The sequence below is a fragment of the Mycobacterium sp. KBS0706 genome (assembly GCF_005938675.2).
Classification (GTDB): Bacteria; Pseudomonadota; Alphaproteobacteria; order DSM-16000; family Inquilinaceae; genus Inquilinus.
This window is the reverse complement of record NZ_VCCH02000030.1, coordinates 67,714-85,086: the sequence shown is the minus strand read 5'-3', so window position 1 is coordinate 85,086 and position 17,373 is coordinate 67,714. Positions and strand designations below refer to the sequence as shown.

Here is a 17,373-nt window from a genome sequence, read left to right as displayed (position 1 = left end):
TCGCGTGCGGTCATGTCCGCTCTCCGGCGTCGGGCGCGACGGCCGCTTTCGGACGGCCTCGATTGGGCCTGGCCGGCCGAGAAGGGCGGAAAGGGGAAATTCGCTCCTGAGTTGCTGCGCTGCAAAATGCGACTCGATCTTCCCGAATGACTATCTAGAAATCATTTGCAGTAATATGCCCTATTTGGAAACACTAGGGTCTGCCGCGCCGCACCATCCTCTGCAATACTTCCTGCGAAATCCTTGAATCGGAGAAAGCCAGAAATAGTCTCCCCCGGAGCTATCCGAATCTTGCACTCTCCTGGCACCCCTACGGAAGGGCTACATTCAGAACATAAATTGATGCCGTACGGAATGACGCGGCCATCCTGAAGTAGGAACAACCGCACCTTTCCCATCGGCACACAGTTATCGACCGTTCCATTCGCTGGCCATAGCGTTTCATCGATGCATAGGTCATTGCTGTCTTGAGACGTAAGATAGATGTCGAATTCTTTGTTTTCCCGGTCCATAAATATATCGGCCTTGACCTTTAAGTCGCTCGACGGGATGACGATCGAAGGCTCGCCTTGCTCGGCAAAGGCTGCCGTATGGCTAATCCAGAGATGGATAATTGCGCCAAAAAATATGGCTTTCATCTTCTGGATCTCCAAGAAAATGGCAGTAATAGGGTCGTTCCAATCCGTAGCTTGTCGACCAGGGTTGCATTCGCTAGCCGTGACCGCTTTGGGTCGATTCGAGCCTTGTCCGCTTTCCAGAGCGGAGGTTGATGTCGGCTCTGGGGCAGCCGGCCGTGGGCTTGGCTGACCGAGAAGGGCGGCCCAAGGAGGACCGAGCCCAATGCGGTCGCAGGCGCGGAGATACGGGGCGTTTGTTCGCCAGTAGCTAAAACGCTTATACTTGAATCAAACGGCGTTTCTTAGGGAGTTCAGAGCGTGATCGATTCTGACGAAGTGGATCAACTCAGACAATGGATCAACCGTTGGATTAAGATCGGGAACAGAGCGCACGGCTACGCCGGTGTCTTTAACTATGAGAACGCGGATGACAAGGTCACAGTAGAACTGAACACGGCCAGAGAGTGGTGTAGGTCAATCGTGGCCGAATTCGGCCTGACGGTTGGCGACCCTGAACGCAATCACGATGATCCGCCTGATTGCTACGTTTCCGTTGGGGGGCAACGCCTCGGTGTCGAGCTTGTCCAACTCATTGAATCTGAGCACAAGAGGCGGGCTGCAAAGAACGAAACGCCTCACGCCGGCCAGCTCTTCCATGACATGCAGTGGTCGAAGCCCCGGTTGGCCTCGAAACTGAACGAGGTCATACAGAAGAAGGGCAACAAATATGAAAAGAACGGAAAATCGATCGATGTGCTTCTTATCCATTGCGCCGAACCTTGGTTGAGTTCGGGCCAAGTGCGCGACTGGCTCGCCGATATCCAAATGGGTCCGCATCCCAACATCGCGAGCACGTTCCTACTTTTAGACTACGAACCCGGCAGGAATGTGGAGTATTGGCCCGTATTTCGTCTCTATGGAGATCTTGGCGGAACGATATAGTTGTTGTGTGAGCAAGAAAGACCATTAAGATCAAGCCTCGTGACCGCTCCGGGCCGATTCGAGCCTTGTCCGCTTTCCAGAGCGGAGTTCGCTCCACACACTTCCGCTTCCGGACGGTCGAGTCGCCGCTAATGCGACATCAGAACCGGCATCGACACATTGTGGATCAGATCCTGGCTCACGCCGCCGAGCAGGCGCTCAAACAATGGGGAATGGCCGTAGGCGCCGGCAACGATGAGGTCCGCCCGCTGCCGGTCAAGGCAGGAAAATAGGGCGTCGAGCAGGGAATTGTCGCCTGTATCCGGCCAAGTGAACAACTCGGCATCGATACCGTGCCGGCGAAGATGGTCCGCCATCAGACCTGGCGCCGATTCTGTCTGGTCGGCTGGCGGCGCAAACTCGAACAGTGTCACCTTTTCGGCACGAGACAAAAGCGGCAGCGCGTCGTGAACGGCGCGAGTTGCCTCGCGGCTTGCATTCCAGGCGAGAACGATATTCCGGCCCACGGGCTCTGGTTGCCAGTCGGGCGGGAGCACGATGAGCGGCACCCCCGCCGAGAGCAGGACATCCTGAGGAACCGCGGGCAAGACGACTTCCGCGTTGGTCTCGTGACGCTGGGTGGCGATGACCAGGTCGGCGAAATGAGCATAGAGCGATTTCCAGCTGTCGGCAGAGCGATCAGCAGCCCGGAACTCGCCATCGAGATCGGCGCTGTCCAGCCGGGATTGGAACAGAGCCTGAAGGCCAGTCGCCTGATCCTTCCATCGCCCCTCGAACGCCGCCGACGTGCTAACGTCGACGCCGAGCAGTCTTGCCCCGTGTTCCTGGGCGAGGGAGATCGCGAGGTCGAGCCGGGCCGGGGTGTCGCTCGTTGCATCGAGGAATACCACGATATCCTTGTAAGGCATCGGGCCTCCTTGGCCGGCCAGTGCCGGCATCTATTTCGAGGCATGCGCCTCTTGGCGGAGAGCGGACGAAACCGCACTCCAGGATTGATATATGGCATTGGTGCCGGATGCATACATCGGGGCCATTGGACGTCCGCTTCGGAGACGATTGGGCAATGTCCGGAATCTCACCCTTTGCGGAACACTGCTGGTCGATAAGGCGCTGCCCAGAACCGGGCGGCCCGTCGTCAAAAAGAACGCGCCCGGCTCCGTCCGCCAAGCCGCGCCGAACCCCTCACCCGTTCCCCAGTCGCCCCAGCAGGCCCTCCAGTCCGCCCTGGTCGAGTTCCTGCTTCGCCGGCTGCACCGTCGGAGCGGTGACCGCCGTGGGCGGCACCAGCACCTTCGGCGCGCCCGGAGTAACCGTGACCGTCGGCGCGATGGCGGCCGGCGCGGCGGCCCCGCCGCCCCCTCCCACCGTGGCCACTGCGGCCGGCAGCGACCCGTCGACGCCCAAGAGCGGCCGGGCCGGCTTGCCGCGCTCGGCCTCGACCATGAAATCGTGCCAGATCTTCGCCGGCAGGCTGCCGCCGGTCACCTTGTCCATCGGCGTGCCGTCATCGTTGCCGACCCAGACGCCGACCACGTAATCGGCGGTAAAGCCGATGAACCAGGCGTCGCGGTAACCTTGACTCGTGCCGCTCTTGCCCGCCGAGGGCCGGTCGTCCAGCCGGGCGCTGCGGCCGGTGCCGATGGTCATGGTCGCCCCCAGCATCCGGTTCATCGCCTCGACATGCCAGGGCAGCACCGCCTCGCCCGGGCCGCCGCCGAAGCGGGTGTACAGCGCCGCCTCGCCCGGCGGGCCGATGCGCTCGACGCCATAGGGCCAGACGCCGTTGCCCTGGTTGGCCAGCGCGGCATAGGCCGCGGTCAGCTCCAAGAGGTTGACCTCGCTGGTGCCCAGCGCCAGCGACAGCTCCGGCCGCAGCGGCGAGGCGATGCCGAGCCGGCGGGCCAGCTCGATCGTCCGGTTGATGCCGGCCCGCTGCAGCATGCGCACCGCGGCGGTGTTGTAGGACTTCGCCAGCGCCTCGCGCGCCGTCACCTCGCCATGGAACTTGCCGTCATAGTTGCCCGGCGACCAATTCTTGATCGTGATCGGCGCGTCCAGCACCAGGCTGTCCGGCGTCAGCCCCTGCTCCACCGCCGACAGATAGGCAAACATCTTGAACGACGAGCCGGGCTGGCGCTGCGCCGTCACCGCGCGGTTGAACTGGCTCTGGCTGTAGCCGCGGCCGCCGACCATGGCGACCACTGCGCCGTCCGGCCGCATCGCCACCAGCGCCGCCTGGCTGGCGCCGACCTTGCCGCCATCCTCCGCCATGCGGGCGTCGACGATGCTCTCGGCCGCGCGCTGCAGCGACGGCACCAGCGTGGTCTCGACCCTGAGGGCCGGGGCGGCGGTGTTGACGAAATCCGGCACCTGGTCGGCGACCCAGTCGGCGAAGTAGCGGCTGCCCGAGCCGCCCCCCGGCCGGCGCGGCGGCACCGGCGGCTGGTCGGCGGCGGCCGCCCGCTCCTTGTCGGTGATGAAGTCGGCATCGACCATCGCCCCCAGCACCACATCGGCACGCTGCCGCGCCGCCTCGGGGTTGCGGTCCGGCGCGTAGCGCGACGGCGCCTTCAGCAGGCCGGCCAGCATCGCCGCCTGCTCCAGGTTCACATCCTGGGCCGGCACGCCGAAATAGGCGCGGGCGGCGGCGTCGATGCCGTAGGTGCCGGAGCCGAAATAGACCCGGTTGAGATAGGCGGTGAGGATCTGGTCCTTGGAGAAGTTCATCTCCAGCCACACCGCCAGGATCGCCTCTTGGATCTTGCGGCGGACCGTGCGCTCCGGCGTCAGGAACAGGTTCTTGGCCGCCTGCTGGGTGATGGTGGAGCCGCCCTGCACCGCGCGGCCGGCCCGGTAGTTCACCCACAGCGCCCGGGCCACGCCGATCGGGTCGATGCCGTAATGGTGGTAGTAGCGGCGGTCCTCGATCGCCAGCACCGCCTCGGTCAGGTGCTTCGGCAGGGCCGAGGCCTGGACCATGTCGCCGGTCATGTCGCCATAGCGGGCGATCTGGCCGCCATCGTCGGCGACCACGGTGATCGCCGTCCGCCGCTCCGGCATCGCCACCTGGCGGATGTCGGGCAGGTCATAGGCGAAATAGGCGACGACCACGCCGAGCGCGATCACGCCCCAGATCGACAGCACCGCGCCCCATTTCGCCACGCCCCACAGCCAGTGCCGGCGGCCCGAGGACTTGCGGGGCCTCTGAGTCGATTTGGACGTCGATTTGGGTCGGCGCGGCGGGGACTTGCCGGCGGACGTGCTCGTCCGGGAGCGGCCACCGGTGGCACGCAAGGCAGGCTTGCCGGAAGAGCGGGTCGTCATAATGTAAACTTTATCTCGCGAGAATCCCGCAATATCAAGCCGGAATGAGGCGGAATTTAGAGATAGGCTGAGGCTGTGGCGCCGCGGTGACGGAGTAAATTTCTCGACAACAAAATTTCACTTGCATCACGGGGACACCGACCGTATTTGACCTCTCGGAACGTATTCGCACGTGCCCCGGCCCGCCGGTTTGAACCCGGAGGGCACAGCAACGACGTCACGCGTCTCCTCGGTCTGTCCGGCTTCGGCCGGCTGGGTTGAAGAGAAGTTTTTCGGTTGCAGGTGCGGAGAGGGTTCCTCTTCCGTGATTGTCTGGATGGTGTTGACGGGTGGCGCCCTTGGCGTCGTCCCGCGATCCCGTCTCTGCGATCCGGATCCGCATGTGCCGCCGGGTTTCGTCGCCGGTGAGCAGAGGCGGGCGCCTCAGGCAACGGTTTGGTTTGAACTGGCTTGCCGTGAGGGATCAGTCCCCATGAACACCAAGATTGCCTCCTTCCTGGAAGAGCGACGTCCGGAGACGCCTTGCCTGGTGCTCGACCTCGACGTCGTGGCCGGCAACTACCAGGCGCTGGCCGCCGCCATGCCCGACAGCCGCATCTTCTACGCGGTGAAGGCCAACCCGGCGCCGGAGATCCTGTCGCTGCTGGCCGCGCTGGGCTCGTGCTTCGACACCGCCAGCGTGGTCGAGATCCGCGACGCGCTGGCCGCCGGCGCCACCCCGGACCGCGTCTCCTTCGGCAACACCATCAAGAAGCGGGTCGACATCGCCACCGCCTATGCGCTGGGCGTGCGCCTGTTCGCCTTCGACAGCGAGGCGGAGCTGCGCAAGATCGCCGAGGTCGCGCCGGGCGCCCGCGTCTTCTGCCGCATCCTGACCTCGGGCGAGGGCGCCGAATGGCCGCTGTCGCGCAAGTTCGGCTGCGAGCCGAGCATGGCGCGCGAGCTGCTGGCGATGGCGCCGGGCCTCGGCCTCGACGCCTATGGCGTGTCGTTCCATGTCGGGTCGCAGCAGCGCGACACCGGCGCCTGGGACCAGGCGCTGGAATCGGCCGCGTCGATCTTCCGCGACCTGGCGGCCCAGGGCATCGAGCTGAAGATGGTCAATCTCGGCGGCGGCTTCCCGACCAAGTACCTGAAGGAGGTGCCGACGGCGGAGGCCTATGGCCGTGCCATCGACGCCAGCCTGCGCAATCATTTCGGCAACCGCCTGCCCGAGACCATCATCGAGCCGGGCCGCGGCATGGTCGGCAATGCCGGCGTGATCCAGACCGAGGTGGTGCTGATCTCGAACAAGTCGGCGAACGACAACACCCGCTGGGTCTATCTCGACATCGGCAAGTTCGGCGGCCTGGCCGAGACGATGGACGAGGCGATCCGCTACCCGATCAGCACGGTGCATGACGGCGATGCGGCCGAGCCGGCGATCCTGGCCGGCCCGACCTGCGACAGCGCCGACGTGCTGTACGAGAAGACGCCCTACCCGATGCCGGTTTCGCTCGCGATCGGCGACAAGGTGCTGATCCACGGCACCGGCGCCTACACGACGACCTATTCGGCGGTCGCCTTCAACGGCTTCGCCCCCCTCAAGGCCTATTACATCTGAACCTCATACGGGTGGGGATCGGGTTCATGGACATCATGCGGGAGCGGCCGCGCCACGCGGCCGCCATCGAGAGCCTTGTCGTCGATTGCTTCGGCGAGGGGCGCTTCGGCAAGACCGTCTACCGGCTGCGCGACGGGGTGCGGCCGAACAACGAGCTCGGCCTGGTGGCGCTCGAGGACGGCGAGCTGGTCGGCACGCTGCGCTTCTGGCCGATCCATGTCGACGGCGTCGGCGAGACCATCCTCTTGGGCCCGCTCGCGGTGACCGAGGGGCTGCGCTCGAGCGGCATCGGCTCGCGGCTGATGCGGGCCGGCCTGTCGCGCGCGGCGGCCTTCGGCTATCGCAGCGTCATCCTGGTCGGCGACGAGCCCTATTACCGCCGCTTCGGCTTCCGCCGCGACCTGACCCTCGGCCTGATGCTGCCGGGGCCGGTCGACTACGACCGTCTGCTCGGCCTCGAGCTGGTGCCGGGCGCCCTGGCCAACGCCCGCGGCATGATCGGCCGCGCCGACAGAATCCCAGTGCGCTACGAGGTCGCGGCCACGGTCGCCTGACCTCCTTCGACGGCGGCTCTCCCCCCTCACCCTCCCGGCCCAAGCGGGCCGGGCCCCTCCCTCTCCCCGAGGAGAGGGGATTTCGGAGCAGCACTTTCTTCACCTCTCCTTGGGGAGAGGTCGAAATCGCGCAGCGATTTCGGGTGAGGGGGTGGCCCCGGCCTCTCGTTATCTCTCCGTCCGCATCGCCACAAAATGCCCGTACAGCGCCAGGCTGGCGGCGACGGTGGCGTTGAGCGATTCGACCGCGCCGGTGGTCGGGATCGCCAGGCGGCGCAGCTCCAGCCCGGGCGGCAACCCCAGCCCTTCCTCGCCCAGCACCAGGCGCAGGTCGCGCGGCCAGGCGAAGCCCGACAAATCCTCGCCCTGCCCGTCCAGCGCCAAGAGCGGCCCCGCCGCCTGCGCCAGCCCGGCCCAGGCCGGGCCGCGCCGCAGCTCCAGCGCGAATTGCGCGTTCGACGCCGCGCGCAGGCATTTCGGGTGGAACGGGTGGGCCGCGTCGGCCAGCAGGATGACGCGGGACACGGCGAAGGCGGCAGCACTGCGCAGCAGGGCGCCGAGATTGCTCGGATCGCCGAGGGCGCAGACCAGCTCCAGCCCCTCGGGCGGCCGGGCCAGGTCGATCGCCGCCATCTCCGGCACCACCCCGACCAGGATCGGCAGGCCGGTGCCGGAGATGTCGAGCCGGTCGAACAGGGCCCGGCCGAGGCGGATGCGCTCCAGCTCCGACGGCGCCGCCAGATCATCCTCGCCGACGCCGGGCGGCAGCAGCAGCGACTCGAAGCGGTCGGGGTGCTGCGCCAGCGCCTCGCGCACGGTCTTGCGGCCGGCCAGCAGGAAACGGCGATGCTTGCGCAGCCCGCGGCTCTCCAGCAGCGCCGTCCACAGCTTGGCGCGCGGATTGTCCAGGCTCTCGATACTGCGCTCGGCCATCGCCCCTCCTGCCGGAAGAGGTGCCTACCTGATCTCGAAGATCGCCTCGACCTCGACGGCACAGCCGAGCGGCAACTGGGCGACGCCGACCGCGGCGCGGGCGTGCTTGCCGGCTTCGCCGAAGGCCTCGGCCATCAGGTCGGAGGCACCGTTGACCACCTTCGGCTGGTCGGTGAAGTCCGGCGTCGAGTTGACGAAGCCGCCCAGCTTCACCACCCGGACCACCCGGTCGAGGTCGCCGCCCAGCGCCGCCTTGGCCGCCGCCAGGATGTTGATGGCGCAGATCCGGGCGCAGGCATAGCCGTCCTCGACCTTGAACTCGGCGCCGAGCTTGCCGGTGTGGCTGATCTTGCCGTCGACGAACGGCACCTGGCCGGAGATGTAGAGCATGGTCCCCGAGATCACGGAGGGGACGTAGTTCGCCGCCGGCGCCGCGACGTTCGGAAGGGTGACGCCCTTCTCCTGCAGCCGCGCCTCGATGCTTCCTGCCATGGGTCGGTTCCCGTTCACTCTGGTGACTCGAAGGCCGCACCATAGCCAGCACCGCCCGGCCGCGAAAGCCCGGCCCCGACCCGCTTCGGCCGAAGCGCGACGGATCATGCCGCAGCCGGAACAGATTCCCGCCGGCCCTTGAGTCACTCTGTATCCTAAGGCCGGACACAGGCCCGTGCAGGGAGTCGTTGACGGCGTCGTGATTTCATGACGTTATTATTACAATTGAACTACAATAGTGTGGCAGCTGCCATGTCGTGGCCGGGCTATCGCTCTGTATTCACCTTGACAAGGACTGCGCCGCACAACAAAGTCCCGCCGCATCCGCACTTGAGCCCGGATTTGACCGAGCGCTCGACTTCGGATGCGTGGATTTGTCTAAAATCCGTCAAACAGAATGCTGAACATCGGGGGTTTGTGACATGAAGGCGACGTGGACTTCCGTGCTGTCGATCTCGGCCCTGGCGCTTGCCGCCTCCGCCGCCCGGGCCGAGCCGTCGGCCGAGCTGATCGCCGCGGCGAAGGCGGAGGGCGAGCTGACCACCATCGCCCTGCCCCATGACTGGTGCGGCTACGGCGGCATCATCGACAGCTTCAAGGCCAAATACGGCCTGAAGGTCAACGAGCTGAACCCGGACGCCGGCTCGGGCGACGAGGTCGAGGCGATCAAGGCCAATAAGGGAAACAAAGGCCCCCAGGCCCCCGACGTAATCGATGTCGGCCTGTCCTTCGGACCGTCGGCCAAGGCCGAGGGCCTGATCGCGCCGTACAAGGTGTCGACCTGGGATTCGATCCCGGACAGCGCCAAGGACCCGGAGGGCTACTGGTACGGCGACTATTACGGCGTGCTGGCCTTCGAGGTGAACAAGGACATCGTCAGCAAGATCCCGACCGACTGGAAGGACCTGCTGGCCTCCGACTACGCCAACTCCGTCGCCCTCGCCGGCGACCCGCGGACCTCGAACCAGGCGATCCTGGCCGTGCTGGCCGCCGGCCTGTCGACCGAGAAGGACGCCACCAAGGCCGCCGAGGCCGGGCTGAAGTTCTTCGGCGACCTGAACAAGGCCGGCAACTTCGTGCCGACCATCGGCAAGGCCGCCTCGGTGGCTCAGGGCGCCACCCCGATCGTGATCCGCTGGGACTACAACGCGCTCGGCGACCGCGACACGCTGAAGGGCAACCCGGAGATCGAGGTGGTGGTGCCGAAGTCGGGCGTCGTCGCCGGCGTCTATGTCCAGGCCATCAGCGCCTTCGCGCCCCATCCGAACGCCGCCAAGCTGTGGATGGAGCACCTGTATTCGGATGAGGGCCAGATCGGCTACCTGAAGGGCTACTGCCATCCGATCCGGTTCCAGAACCTGGCCGACACCAAGAAGATCCCCGAGGACCTGCTGAAGGCCCTGCCACCGGCGGCGGCCTATGCCACGGCGGTGTTCCCGAGCCTCGATGACCAGAACAAGGCCAAGGAGATCATCACCAAGCAGTGGGACTCCGTGGTCGGCGCCAACGTCAAGTAACGCCGAGCGATGCGCTTGAGGCCGCACCGCCCCCTGCCCTACGCTAGGGCCGGAGGAGGGCGCGGCCTCTCGCGTCTTCCGTCCCCGCGGCAGGTTTCCGTCAGCAGGCGCCGATGACCCAGGCCACGATCGCAGCCCCCCTCGCCGCGCCGACCAAGCCCGGCAAGCTCTCCTGGGCCTGGCTCGGGGTGGCGCCCTTCTTCCTGTTCGCCCTTCTGTTCCTGGTCCTGCCGACCGTCTATCTGCTGGTCGGCAGCTTCCAGACGCCGGACGGGTCATTCACCTTCGACAACATCGCCAACCTGTTCCAGCAGTCGATCGTCGACGCCTACTGGATCTCGATTCGGGTCAGCCTCGCCTCCGCCCTGCTCGGCGCGCTGATCGGCTTCTTCCTGGCCTATGCCGTGGTGATGGGCGGGCTGCCGGGCTGGATCCGGCCGACGCTGATGACCTTCTGCGGCGTCGCCTCGAACTTCGCCGGCGTGCCGCTGGCCTTCGCCTTCATCTCCACCCTCGGGCGGCTCGGCCTGGTGACGATCCTGTTCGACACCTTCGTCAGCCCCGTGCTGGGCTTCCGGCTGTACCAGACCGGCTTCAACCTGCTCAGCTTCTGGGGCCTGACGCTGACCTATCTGTACTTCCAGATCCCGCTGATGGTGCTGATCCTGGCGCCGGCGCTGGACGGGCTGAAGAAGGAATGGCGCGAGGCCTCGGCCATCCTCGGCGCCTCCACCGCGCAATACTGGCGCATGGTGGCGCTGCCGATCCTGTGGCCCAGCATCGTCGGCACCACGCTGCTGCTGTTCGCCAACGCCTTCGGCGCCATCGCCACCGCCTATGCGCTGACCGGCAGCTCACTGAACATCGTGCCGATCCTGCTCTACGCCCAGATCCGCGGCGACGTGCTGCACAACCCCAATCTCGGCTACGCCCTGGCGCTCGGCATGATCCTGATCACCGGCCTGTCCAACGGCCTCTACATGATCCTCCGCGCCCGCAGCGAACGGTGGCTGCGATGAAGCAGAACCGCATCGGCGCCTGGATCGCCCTGATCATCGGCGCGCTGTACTTCATCGTGCCGCTGATCGGCACGCTGGAGTTCTCGCTGCGCATGCGGCGCGGCGAATACAGCTTCGACGCCTATCGCATCGTGCTGGCCGACCCCGGCTTCCAGGCCAGCTTCCTGTATTCCTGCGTGCTGGCGCTGGCGACCATCGCGGTCGGGGTGCTGCTGGTGGTGCCGACCGCCTACTGGGTGCGGCTGCGCCTGCCACGGCTGCGCCCGGTCATCGAATTCATCACCCTGCTGCCGCTGGTGATCCCGGCGATCGTGCTGGTGTTCGGCTACATCCAGCTGTTCAACACCTCCTCGATCCTGCCGCTGCTGGGCAGCGAGCGCGGCACCGACCTGCTGTTGACCTTCGGCTACGTCACCCTGGCGCTGCCCTACATGTACCGGGCGGTCGACACCGGGCTGCAGGCGATCGACGTCCGCACCCTGACCGAGGCGGCGGAGTGCCTGGGCGCCGGCCGGGCCCGGATCCTGTTCCGGGTGATCCTGCCGAATGTCCGCTCGGCGGTGCTGAGCGGCGCCTTCCTGACCTTCGCCATCGTCATCGGCGAGTTCACCTTCGCCAGCCTGCTGAACCGGCCGGCCTTCGGCCCCTATCTGCAGCTGGTCGGCGCCAACCGCGCCTATGAGCCGGCGGCGCTGGCGATCATCGCCTTCGTCGTCACCTGGGCCTGCATGGGCCTGCTGCAGATCTTCGGCCGCGGCCGCCGCGGCTCCTCGGCGGCCACACGATGAACCATTCGACCGCTTTCGCGCCGCAGGCAGGTGAAGTGATGGACACGGACTTCCTCGAGATCAGCGGCCTGCGCAAGAGCTACGGCCAGAACACCGTGGTCCACAATTTCGACCTGGCGGTGAAGCGCGGCGAATTCATCTCCTTCCTCGGCCCCTCAGGCTGCGGCAAGACCACGACCTTGCGCATGGTGGCGGGCTTCGAGATCCCGACCGGCGGGTCGATCCGCGTCGACGGCCGCGACGTCACCCGCCTCAGGCCCAACCAGCGCAATGTCGGCATGGTGTTCCAGGCCTATGCGCTGTTCCCGAACATGACGGTGGCGGACAACGTCGCCTTCGGCCTGAAGGTGGCGAAGAAGCCGGCCGCCGAGATCGCCCAGCGGGTCAAGGAGATGCTGGAGCTGATCAAGCTGCCGCATCTGGCCGAGCGCTACCCCTACCAGCTGTCCGGCGGACAGCAGCAGCGCGTCGCCCTGGCCCGGGCCCTGGCCAACAAGCCGAAGGTGCTGCTGCTGGACGAACCGCTGTCGGCGCTCGACGCCAAGATCCGGGTGTCATTGCGCAGCGAGATCAAGGCGCTGCAGCGCGACCTGGGCATCACCACCATCTTCGTCACCCACGACCAGGAAGAAGCCCTGTCGATGTCGGACCGGATCGTGGTGATGAACGAGGGCTATGCCGAGCAGGTCGGCACGCCGTTCGAGATCTACAACTATCCGCGCACCCGCTTCGTCGCCTCCTTCGTCGGTACGCTGAACATCCTGCGCGCGCAGGTGGTCGACGCCGCCGGCGGGCGGATCCGCATCGACGGGCAGGACATCATCGCCGCGCGCGGCGTCGCCGACGCGAAGGACGGTGAGGTCCGCTCGGTGGCGCTGCGGCCGGAGGCCATCGCCCTGGCCGGGTCGACCGAGGACCGCGGCGCCGACCGCAACCGCATGCAGGGCACGATCGAGGATGTGAACTTCCTCGGCGCCGTTGTGCGGGTGCGCGTCCGCTTCCAGGAGAACGCGGTCTCGCTCGACACCTTCAACAGCCCCAGCCTGGCCCCGCCCGAGCGCGGCCAGCCGGTCACCGTCACCTTCGGCCGGGAGGATGTGCTGGTGCTGGAGGGCGAGCCTCACTGAGGCCGCCGGCGTAGTTTGGGTTCGCGGCGCGAACCCAACATCCATCCGCGAGAACGATTGTTGGGTTCGCCGAGAGGCGAACCCAGCCTACGACGTGACGCTCAAAGCCCGTACTTCGCCAAATCCGGCCGCTTCGCCAGGGCGGTGCGGACGATGGTCTCGACCCGGTCGCGCTCGGCCCCCTGCAGCTCCAGCCGCGGCTGGCGCACCATGGTCGAGGTGCCGCGCACGATCGCCTCGGCCAGCTTGACGTTCTGGACGAAGCGCAGCGACACGTCGAGATGCAGGAGTGGCATGAACCAGCGGTAGATCTCGAGCGCCTCGGGGATCCGGCCGGCCGCGACCAGCTTGTGGATCGCCACGGTCTCACGCGGGAAGGCACAGACCAGGCCGGCGACCCAGCCGACGGCGCCCAGCATCAGGCTTTCCAGCGCCAGGTCGTCGACGCCGGTAAAGATGGCGTAGCGGTTGCCGACCGTGTTCAGGATGTCGGTGATGCGGCGGACGTCACCCGAGGATTCCTTGATGGCGACGAAGTTCGGCTCATCCGCCATCTCGGCGAACATCTCCGGCGTGACGTCGACCGAATAGGCGAGCGGGTTGTTGTAGACCATGATCGGCAGGCCGGACGAGCGCGCCACGGTGCGGAAATGCTGGATGGTCTCGCGTCGGTCGGAGACGTAGCGCATCGCCGGCAGCAGCATCAGCCCGTCCATCCCGGCGGCCGCGGCCCGTTCCGCCAGCGCCGCCGCGGCCCGGGTCGAATCCTCGGCCACGGTCAGCAGCACCGGGCGGCCGCCCGCCGCCTCCTTGACCGCGCCGGCGATCGCCATCTTCTCGTCCGCGGTCAGGGTGCTGGCCTCGCCGATCGAACCGCAGCAGATGATGCCGTCGACCCCGTTCTCGATCTGGAACGCGACATCCGCGCGCACCGCGGCCAGGTCGACCTCCTGCCGCGCATCCATCTTGGTGGTGATCGCCGTGTAGACCCCGGCCCAGCGCTGCCCCGCCATCGCCCTGCATCCCTTGTGTTTCCGCCGCCCGAACCGCTTGCGGCCGGTCCAGAATACCGTCTGTATTTAATTTGTCGACACATTCCGACGGAACGAGGCGAGCCCTTCGCGAACTGCATTGCACCGCAGCATTTCCTGCAAATCTATGTTGCAGCGCAAAATGATACGGTCATACTTATCGCGTGCAGGGAGACGGGGAAGCCCCATCGGGGACGCGTCCTCGCCCACTTTGCACCACATTTTACGGGCATTTGTCCGGCCTTCCGACACAAGGCCGTGATCGAATGATCCGGATCAACAGGTGAAGGTCCACGGGAGCGATCCAATGCCTGCAGCCAAGAATGTCCGCTACGTCACCAAGCGCGAACTGCCGACGATGGAAGACGCGCTGTACGCCGCCGAAGGCCTGACCGCCGACTACGAGGAGCGGCTGCAGATCGCCGCTGAGCTGAGCGGCCAGTCGCTGGACGAGGTTCGCGCTGCGGCCGACGCCCAGGCGGCGGAGATGGCGAAGAAGTCGACCCTGCGCATCACCTCGACCATCCGGTCGAACACCGGCAGCGCCGTGGTGGTGGAGCGCCGCCGCACCCGCAGCGTGGCGATGCCGCGCTCGCTGACCCTGGCCTGATCCGACCGACCAGGCGCCCATGCCGCTGTCCGGCGGCGGGCGACAGTTTCGATCCCGTGTCCTGCACGGCGCCGAGCGCCGCTGTGGGCGCGGGATTTTGATTCCGGCGGACCCTTTCCACCGGCATAGCCTTTCCCATCCGAGATCCGGCTCCATATGATCACAGCCGTGCCGCCGGACCGGCGGGACCGAGCGGAAGGCTTTGCATTGGATTTCGCGGACGACGCCCTGCGCGACCGGACCCGCCGGGCCGGCATCGTGCCCGACTGGACCGACGTCACCGGCCAGGCCCGCAGCGTGGCGCCGGAGACGCTGGAGCGGCTGCTGGCGCTGATCGGCGCCGACGAGCCGACCGCGTCCGTGCCGCCGCTGGTCACCGGTGTGGTCCACCAGGCGATCCCGCTGCCGCCCGAGGCCGGCACCGGCGCCGCGATCCTGGTACTGGAATCGGGCGAGCGGGCCGACATCACCGTGCATCCGGGCGATGACGGGCGCTGCTGGGTGCCGCCGATCGACCGGCCCGGCTATTACCGGCTGCAGCTGCGCGACCGCGAGATCACCCTGGCGGTGGCGCCGCCGCGCTGCTTCAGCCTGGACGAGGTGGCGCGAGGCGGCCGGATGTGGGGCCTGGCCGCGCAGATCTACAGCCTGCGCCGCCCCGGTGACTGCGGCATCGGCGACAGCCGCGGCATCGCCGAGCTGGCCCGGGCGGCCGGCCGCGCCGGCGCCGACGCGCTGGCGCTGAGCCCGACCCACGCCCTGTTCACGGCGGAGCCGGAGCGCTTCGGTCCTTATTCCCCGTCCAGCCGGCTGTTCCTGAACCCGCTGCTGGCCGACCCCGCCGCACTGTTCGGCCAGGGCCGCGTCGCCGCCGCGATCCGGACGGCAGGCGTGACCGAGGCGATGCGGCAGGGCGAGAGCGTGGCGCTGATCGACTGGCCGGAGGCGGCGCGGGCCAAGCTGGCGCTGTTCCGCGCCCTGTTCGACGGCTTCGACGCCGCGACCGGGGCCGGCGGCGACCTGGCGGAGGACTTTGCCGGCTTCGTCCGCGCCGGCGGGGCGCTGCTGCAGGACCACGCCCGGTTCGAGGCGCTGCAGGCCGCCCGCCTGGCCGCCGAACCTGCCGACCGCGACTGGCGACGCTGGCCGGCGGCGCTGCGCGACCCCGCCGGCGCCGCGGTGGCGGAGTTCGCGGCGGCGCAGGAGCGCGAGGTCCGCTTCCACCTGTTCCTGCAATGGCTGGCCGACCGCGCCTTCGCCGCCGCCCAGGCCGAGGCCCGCTCGGCCGGGCTGCGGATCGGCCTGATCGCCGATCTCGCGGTCGGCATGGACGCCACCGGCAGCCACGCCTGGAGCCGCCCGACCGACGTGCTGGGCGGGGCCAGCATCGGGTCGCCGCCCGACGCCTTCAACGCCGACGGCCAGAACTGGACGCTGGCCGCCATCTCGCCGCGGGCGATGGTCGAGACCGGATTCGCCCCGTTCCTGGACACGCTGCGGGCGACGCTGCGCCATGCCGGCGGCATCCGCATCGACCATGTCATGGGGCTGGCCCGGCTATGGCTGGTGCCGGACGGGATGGCGCCGACGGAGGGCGCCTACCTGTCCTATCCGGCGGAGGATCTGCTGCGGCTGGTGGCGCTGGAATCGCATCGCCACCGCGCCGTGGTGATCGGCGAGGACCTGGGCACCCTGCCCTGGGGCTTCGCCGGCCGGCTGGCCGACCACGCCGTGGCCGGCATGCGGGTGCTATGGTTCGAGCGCGAGGGCGACGGCTTCAAGCCGGCCGAGCGCTGGGATGCCGGCGCGGTGGCGATGAGCTCGACCCACGACCTGCCGCCGGTGGCCGGCTGGTGGCGCGGCACCGACATCGCGGCGCGTGCGGAGCTGGGCCAATGCGCCGATGGCGGCAGCGGGGAGATGGCGCAACGCGAGGCCGATCGCGGCCGGCTGTGGCAGGCGGTCGGCGCCGGCCCGGTGCCGGAGGAGACCGGTCCGGTGGTCGACGCCGCGCTGCGCTTCGTCGCCCGGAGCCCGGCGCGGCTGGCGCTGGTGCCGCTGGAGGACGCGCTGGGGCTGGAGCAGCAGCCGAACCTGCCCGGCACGATCGACGAATATCCGAACTGGCGCCGGCGGCTGGTCCGGCCGGCCGGCACGGCGCTGGCCGAACCCGAAGTGGCCACGCGCCTCGCCGCGATACGCCGGGAGCGGCAGCGCTGAGGGTCAGCTGGCCAGCCGGTCGCTGTGCTGGCCCTCGGCGAATTCCTCGAGCATCCTCTCGTTGAAGGCCGGGATGTCGTCCGGCGACCGGCTGGTGACCACGCCCTGGTCGACCACCACCTCGCGGTCATAGACCGTGGCGCCGGCGTTGCGCAGATCGATCTGGATCGCCTTGTAGCCGGTCATCTCGCAGCCCTCGACCACCCCGGCGCTGATCAGCAGCTGCGGCCCGTGGCAGATCGCGGCCACCGGCTTGCCGGCTTCGAAGAAGCTGCGGACGAAGTCGAGCGCCTTTCGGTCGGTGCGCAACCGGTCCGGGCTGTGCAGTCCGCCCGGGATCAGGAGGCCGTCATAGCCGTCCGGCCTGGCGCGATCGAGTGGCACGTCGACCGCGAAGCTGTCGCCCTTGTCGAAATGCTTGTGCCCGGTCACCTGCGCGGATTCCGGGCTGACGATCTCGACCTTGGCGCCGGCCCGCTTCAAAGCCTCGACCGGTTCGGTCATCTCCACCTGCTCGAAGCCGTTGGCGACGAGCACGGCGATCCTGCGTCCGTCGAGACGTTCCGGCATGCCATTCTCCCTCGTCAGAGGACGGC

Annotated in this window: 16 protein-coding genes; 9 read left to right on the top strand and 7 right to left on the bottom strand. The window is 67.6% G+C overall.

Annotated features, from left to right (window positions below; translation table 11 throughout):
• Positions 1 to 161: 161 nt before the first annotated feature.
• Positions 162 to 638, bottom strand: coding sequence for a hypothetical protein (locus FFK22_RS17990; RefSeq protein WP_138893646.1), 477 nt, complete (start codon positions 636 to 638; stop codon positions 162 to 164).
• Positions 639 to 935: 297 nt separating this feature from the next.
• Here FFK22_RS17990 and FFK22_RS17985 point away from each other — a divergent pair, with 297 nt between their 5' ends.
• Positions 936 to 1,559, top strand: coding sequence for a hypothetical protein (locus FFK22_RS17985; protein WP_138893645.1), 624 nt, complete (start codon positions 936 to 938; stop codon positions 1,557 to 1,559).
• 128 nt (positions 1,560 to 1,687) lie between these two features.
• Here FFK22_RS17985 and FFK22_RS17980 read toward each other — a convergent pair whose 3' ends face one another.
• Positions 1,688 to 2,467 carry a universal stress protein gene (locus FFK22_RS17980; protein WP_186002528.1) on the bottom strand — a complete coding sequence of 260 codons (780 nt, stop codon included), beginning with the start codon at positions 2,465 to 2,467 and terminating at the stop codon, positions 1,688 to 1,690.
• A gap of 274 nt (positions 2,468 to 2,741) precedes the next feature.
• Positions 2,742 to 4,721: a transglycosylase domain-containing protein gene (locus FFK22_RS17975; protein WP_186002527.1), complete on the bottom strand. Its 1,980-nt coding sequence runs from the start codon at positions 4,719 to 4,721 to the stop codon at positions 2,742 to 2,744.
• 634 nt (positions 4,722 to 5,355) lie between these two features.
• Between FFK22_RS17975 and FFK22_RS17970 the strand changes: the two genes are divergently transcribed.
• Entirely contained in the window at positions 5,356 to 6,486 is a 1,131-nt protein-coding gene (locus FFK22_RS17970) for a type III PLP-dependent enzyme (RefSeq protein WP_138893556.1), read from the top strand.
• Positions 6,487 to 6,512: 26 nt separating this feature from the next.
• Positions 6,513 to 7,040 (top strand): GNAT family N-acetyltransferase, encoded by a 528-nt coding sequence (locus FFK22_RS17965; RefSeq protein ID WP_138893555.1) that lies wholly within the window; start codon positions 6,513 to 6,515, stop codon positions 7,038 to 7,040.
• A gap of 168 nt (positions 7,041 to 7,208) precedes the next feature.
• Here the strand turns inward: FFK22_RS17965 and FFK22_RS17960 are convergent, their stop codons facing one another.
• Together FFK22_RS17960 and FFK22_RS17955 are read right to left on the bottom strand one after the other, a co-directional pair.
• A complete protein-coding gene (locus FFK22_RS17960) occupies positions 7,209 to 7,973 on the bottom strand; it encodes an RNA methyltransferase (RefSeq protein ID WP_138892114.1) in 765 nt (254 codons plus the stop codon).
• 24 nt (positions 7,974 to 7,997) lie between these two features.
• On the bottom strand, positions 7,998 to 8,465 hold the full coding sequence (locus FFK22_RS17955) for a RidA family protein (RefSeq protein WP_138892115.1): 468 nt from the start codon (positions 8,463 to 8,465) through the stop codon (positions 7,998 to 8,000).
• A 422-nt stretch (positions 8,466 to 8,887) separates the two neighbouring features.
• Here FFK22_RS17955 and FFK22_RS17950 point away from each other — a divergent pair, with 422 nt between their 5' ends.
• The 4 genes from FFK22_RS17950 to FFK22_RS17935 all read left to right on the top strand — a co-directional run bounded on the left by FFK22_RS17950 (position 8,888) and on the right by FFK22_RS17935 (position 12,916).
• Positions 8,888 to 9,982, top strand: a complete 1,095-nt coding sequence (locus tag FFK22_RS17950) for an ABC transporter substrate-binding protein (protein ID WP_138892116.1) — start codon at positions 8,888 to 8,890, stop codon at positions 9,980 to 9,982.
• Between the two features lie 113 nt (positions 9,983 to 10,095).
• A complete protein-coding gene (locus FFK22_RS17945; protein WP_138892117.1) occupies positions 10,096 to 11,001 on the top strand; it encodes an ABC transporter permease subunit in 906 nt (301 codons plus the stop codon).
• A complete protein-coding gene (locus FFK22_RS17940; RefSeq protein ID WP_138892118.1) occupies positions 10,998 to 11,789 on the top strand; it encodes an ABC transporter permease in 792 nt (263 codons plus the stop codon). The genes FFK22_RS17945 and FFK22_RS17940 overlap by 4 nt, the downstream gene beginning before the upstream one ends.
• Positions 11,790 to 11,827: 38 nt before the next feature.
• Positions 11,828 to 12,916 carry an ABC transporter ATP-binding protein gene (locus FFK22_RS17935; protein ID WP_138892119.1) on the top strand — a complete coding sequence of 363 codons (1,089 nt, stop codon included), beginning with the start codon at positions 11,828 to 11,830 and terminating at the stop codon, positions 12,914 to 12,916.
• Positions 12,917 to 13,017: 101 nt separating this feature from the next.
• On the opposite strand, the gene FFK22_RS17930 is transcribed toward FFK22_RS17935, so the two are convergent.
• Positions 13,018 to 13,929, bottom strand: coding sequence for a dihydrodipicolinate synthase family protein (locus FFK22_RS17930; RefSeq protein WP_138892120.1), 912 nt, complete (start codon positions 13,927 to 13,929; stop codon positions 13,018 to 13,020).
• A 325-nt stretch (positions 13,930 to 14,254) separates the two neighbouring features.
• Between FFK22_RS17930 and FFK22_RS17925 the strand changes: the two genes are divergently transcribed.
• Positions 14,255 to 14,557, top strand: a complete 303-nt coding sequence (locus tag FFK22_RS17925; RefSeq protein WP_138892121.1) for a hypothetical protein — start codon at positions 14,255 to 14,257, stop codon at positions 14,555 to 14,557.
• 207 nt (positions 14,558 to 14,764) lie between these two features.
• Entirely contained in the window at positions 14,765 to 16,777 is a 2,013-nt protein-coding gene (malQ, locus tag FFK22_RS17920) for a 4-alpha-glucanotransferase (RefSeq protein WP_221938674.1), read from the top strand.
• 3 nt (positions 16,778 to 16,780) lie between these two features.
• Here malQ and FFK22_RS17915 read toward each other — a convergent pair whose 3' ends face one another.
• Positions 16,781 to 17,347: a type 1 glutamine amidotransferase domain-containing protein gene (locus FFK22_RS17915; RefSeq protein ID WP_138892123.1), complete on the bottom strand. Its 567-nt coding sequence runs from the start codon at positions 17,345 to 17,347 to the stop codon at positions 16,781 to 16,783.
• Positions 17,348 to 17,373 lie beyond the last annotated feature (26 nt).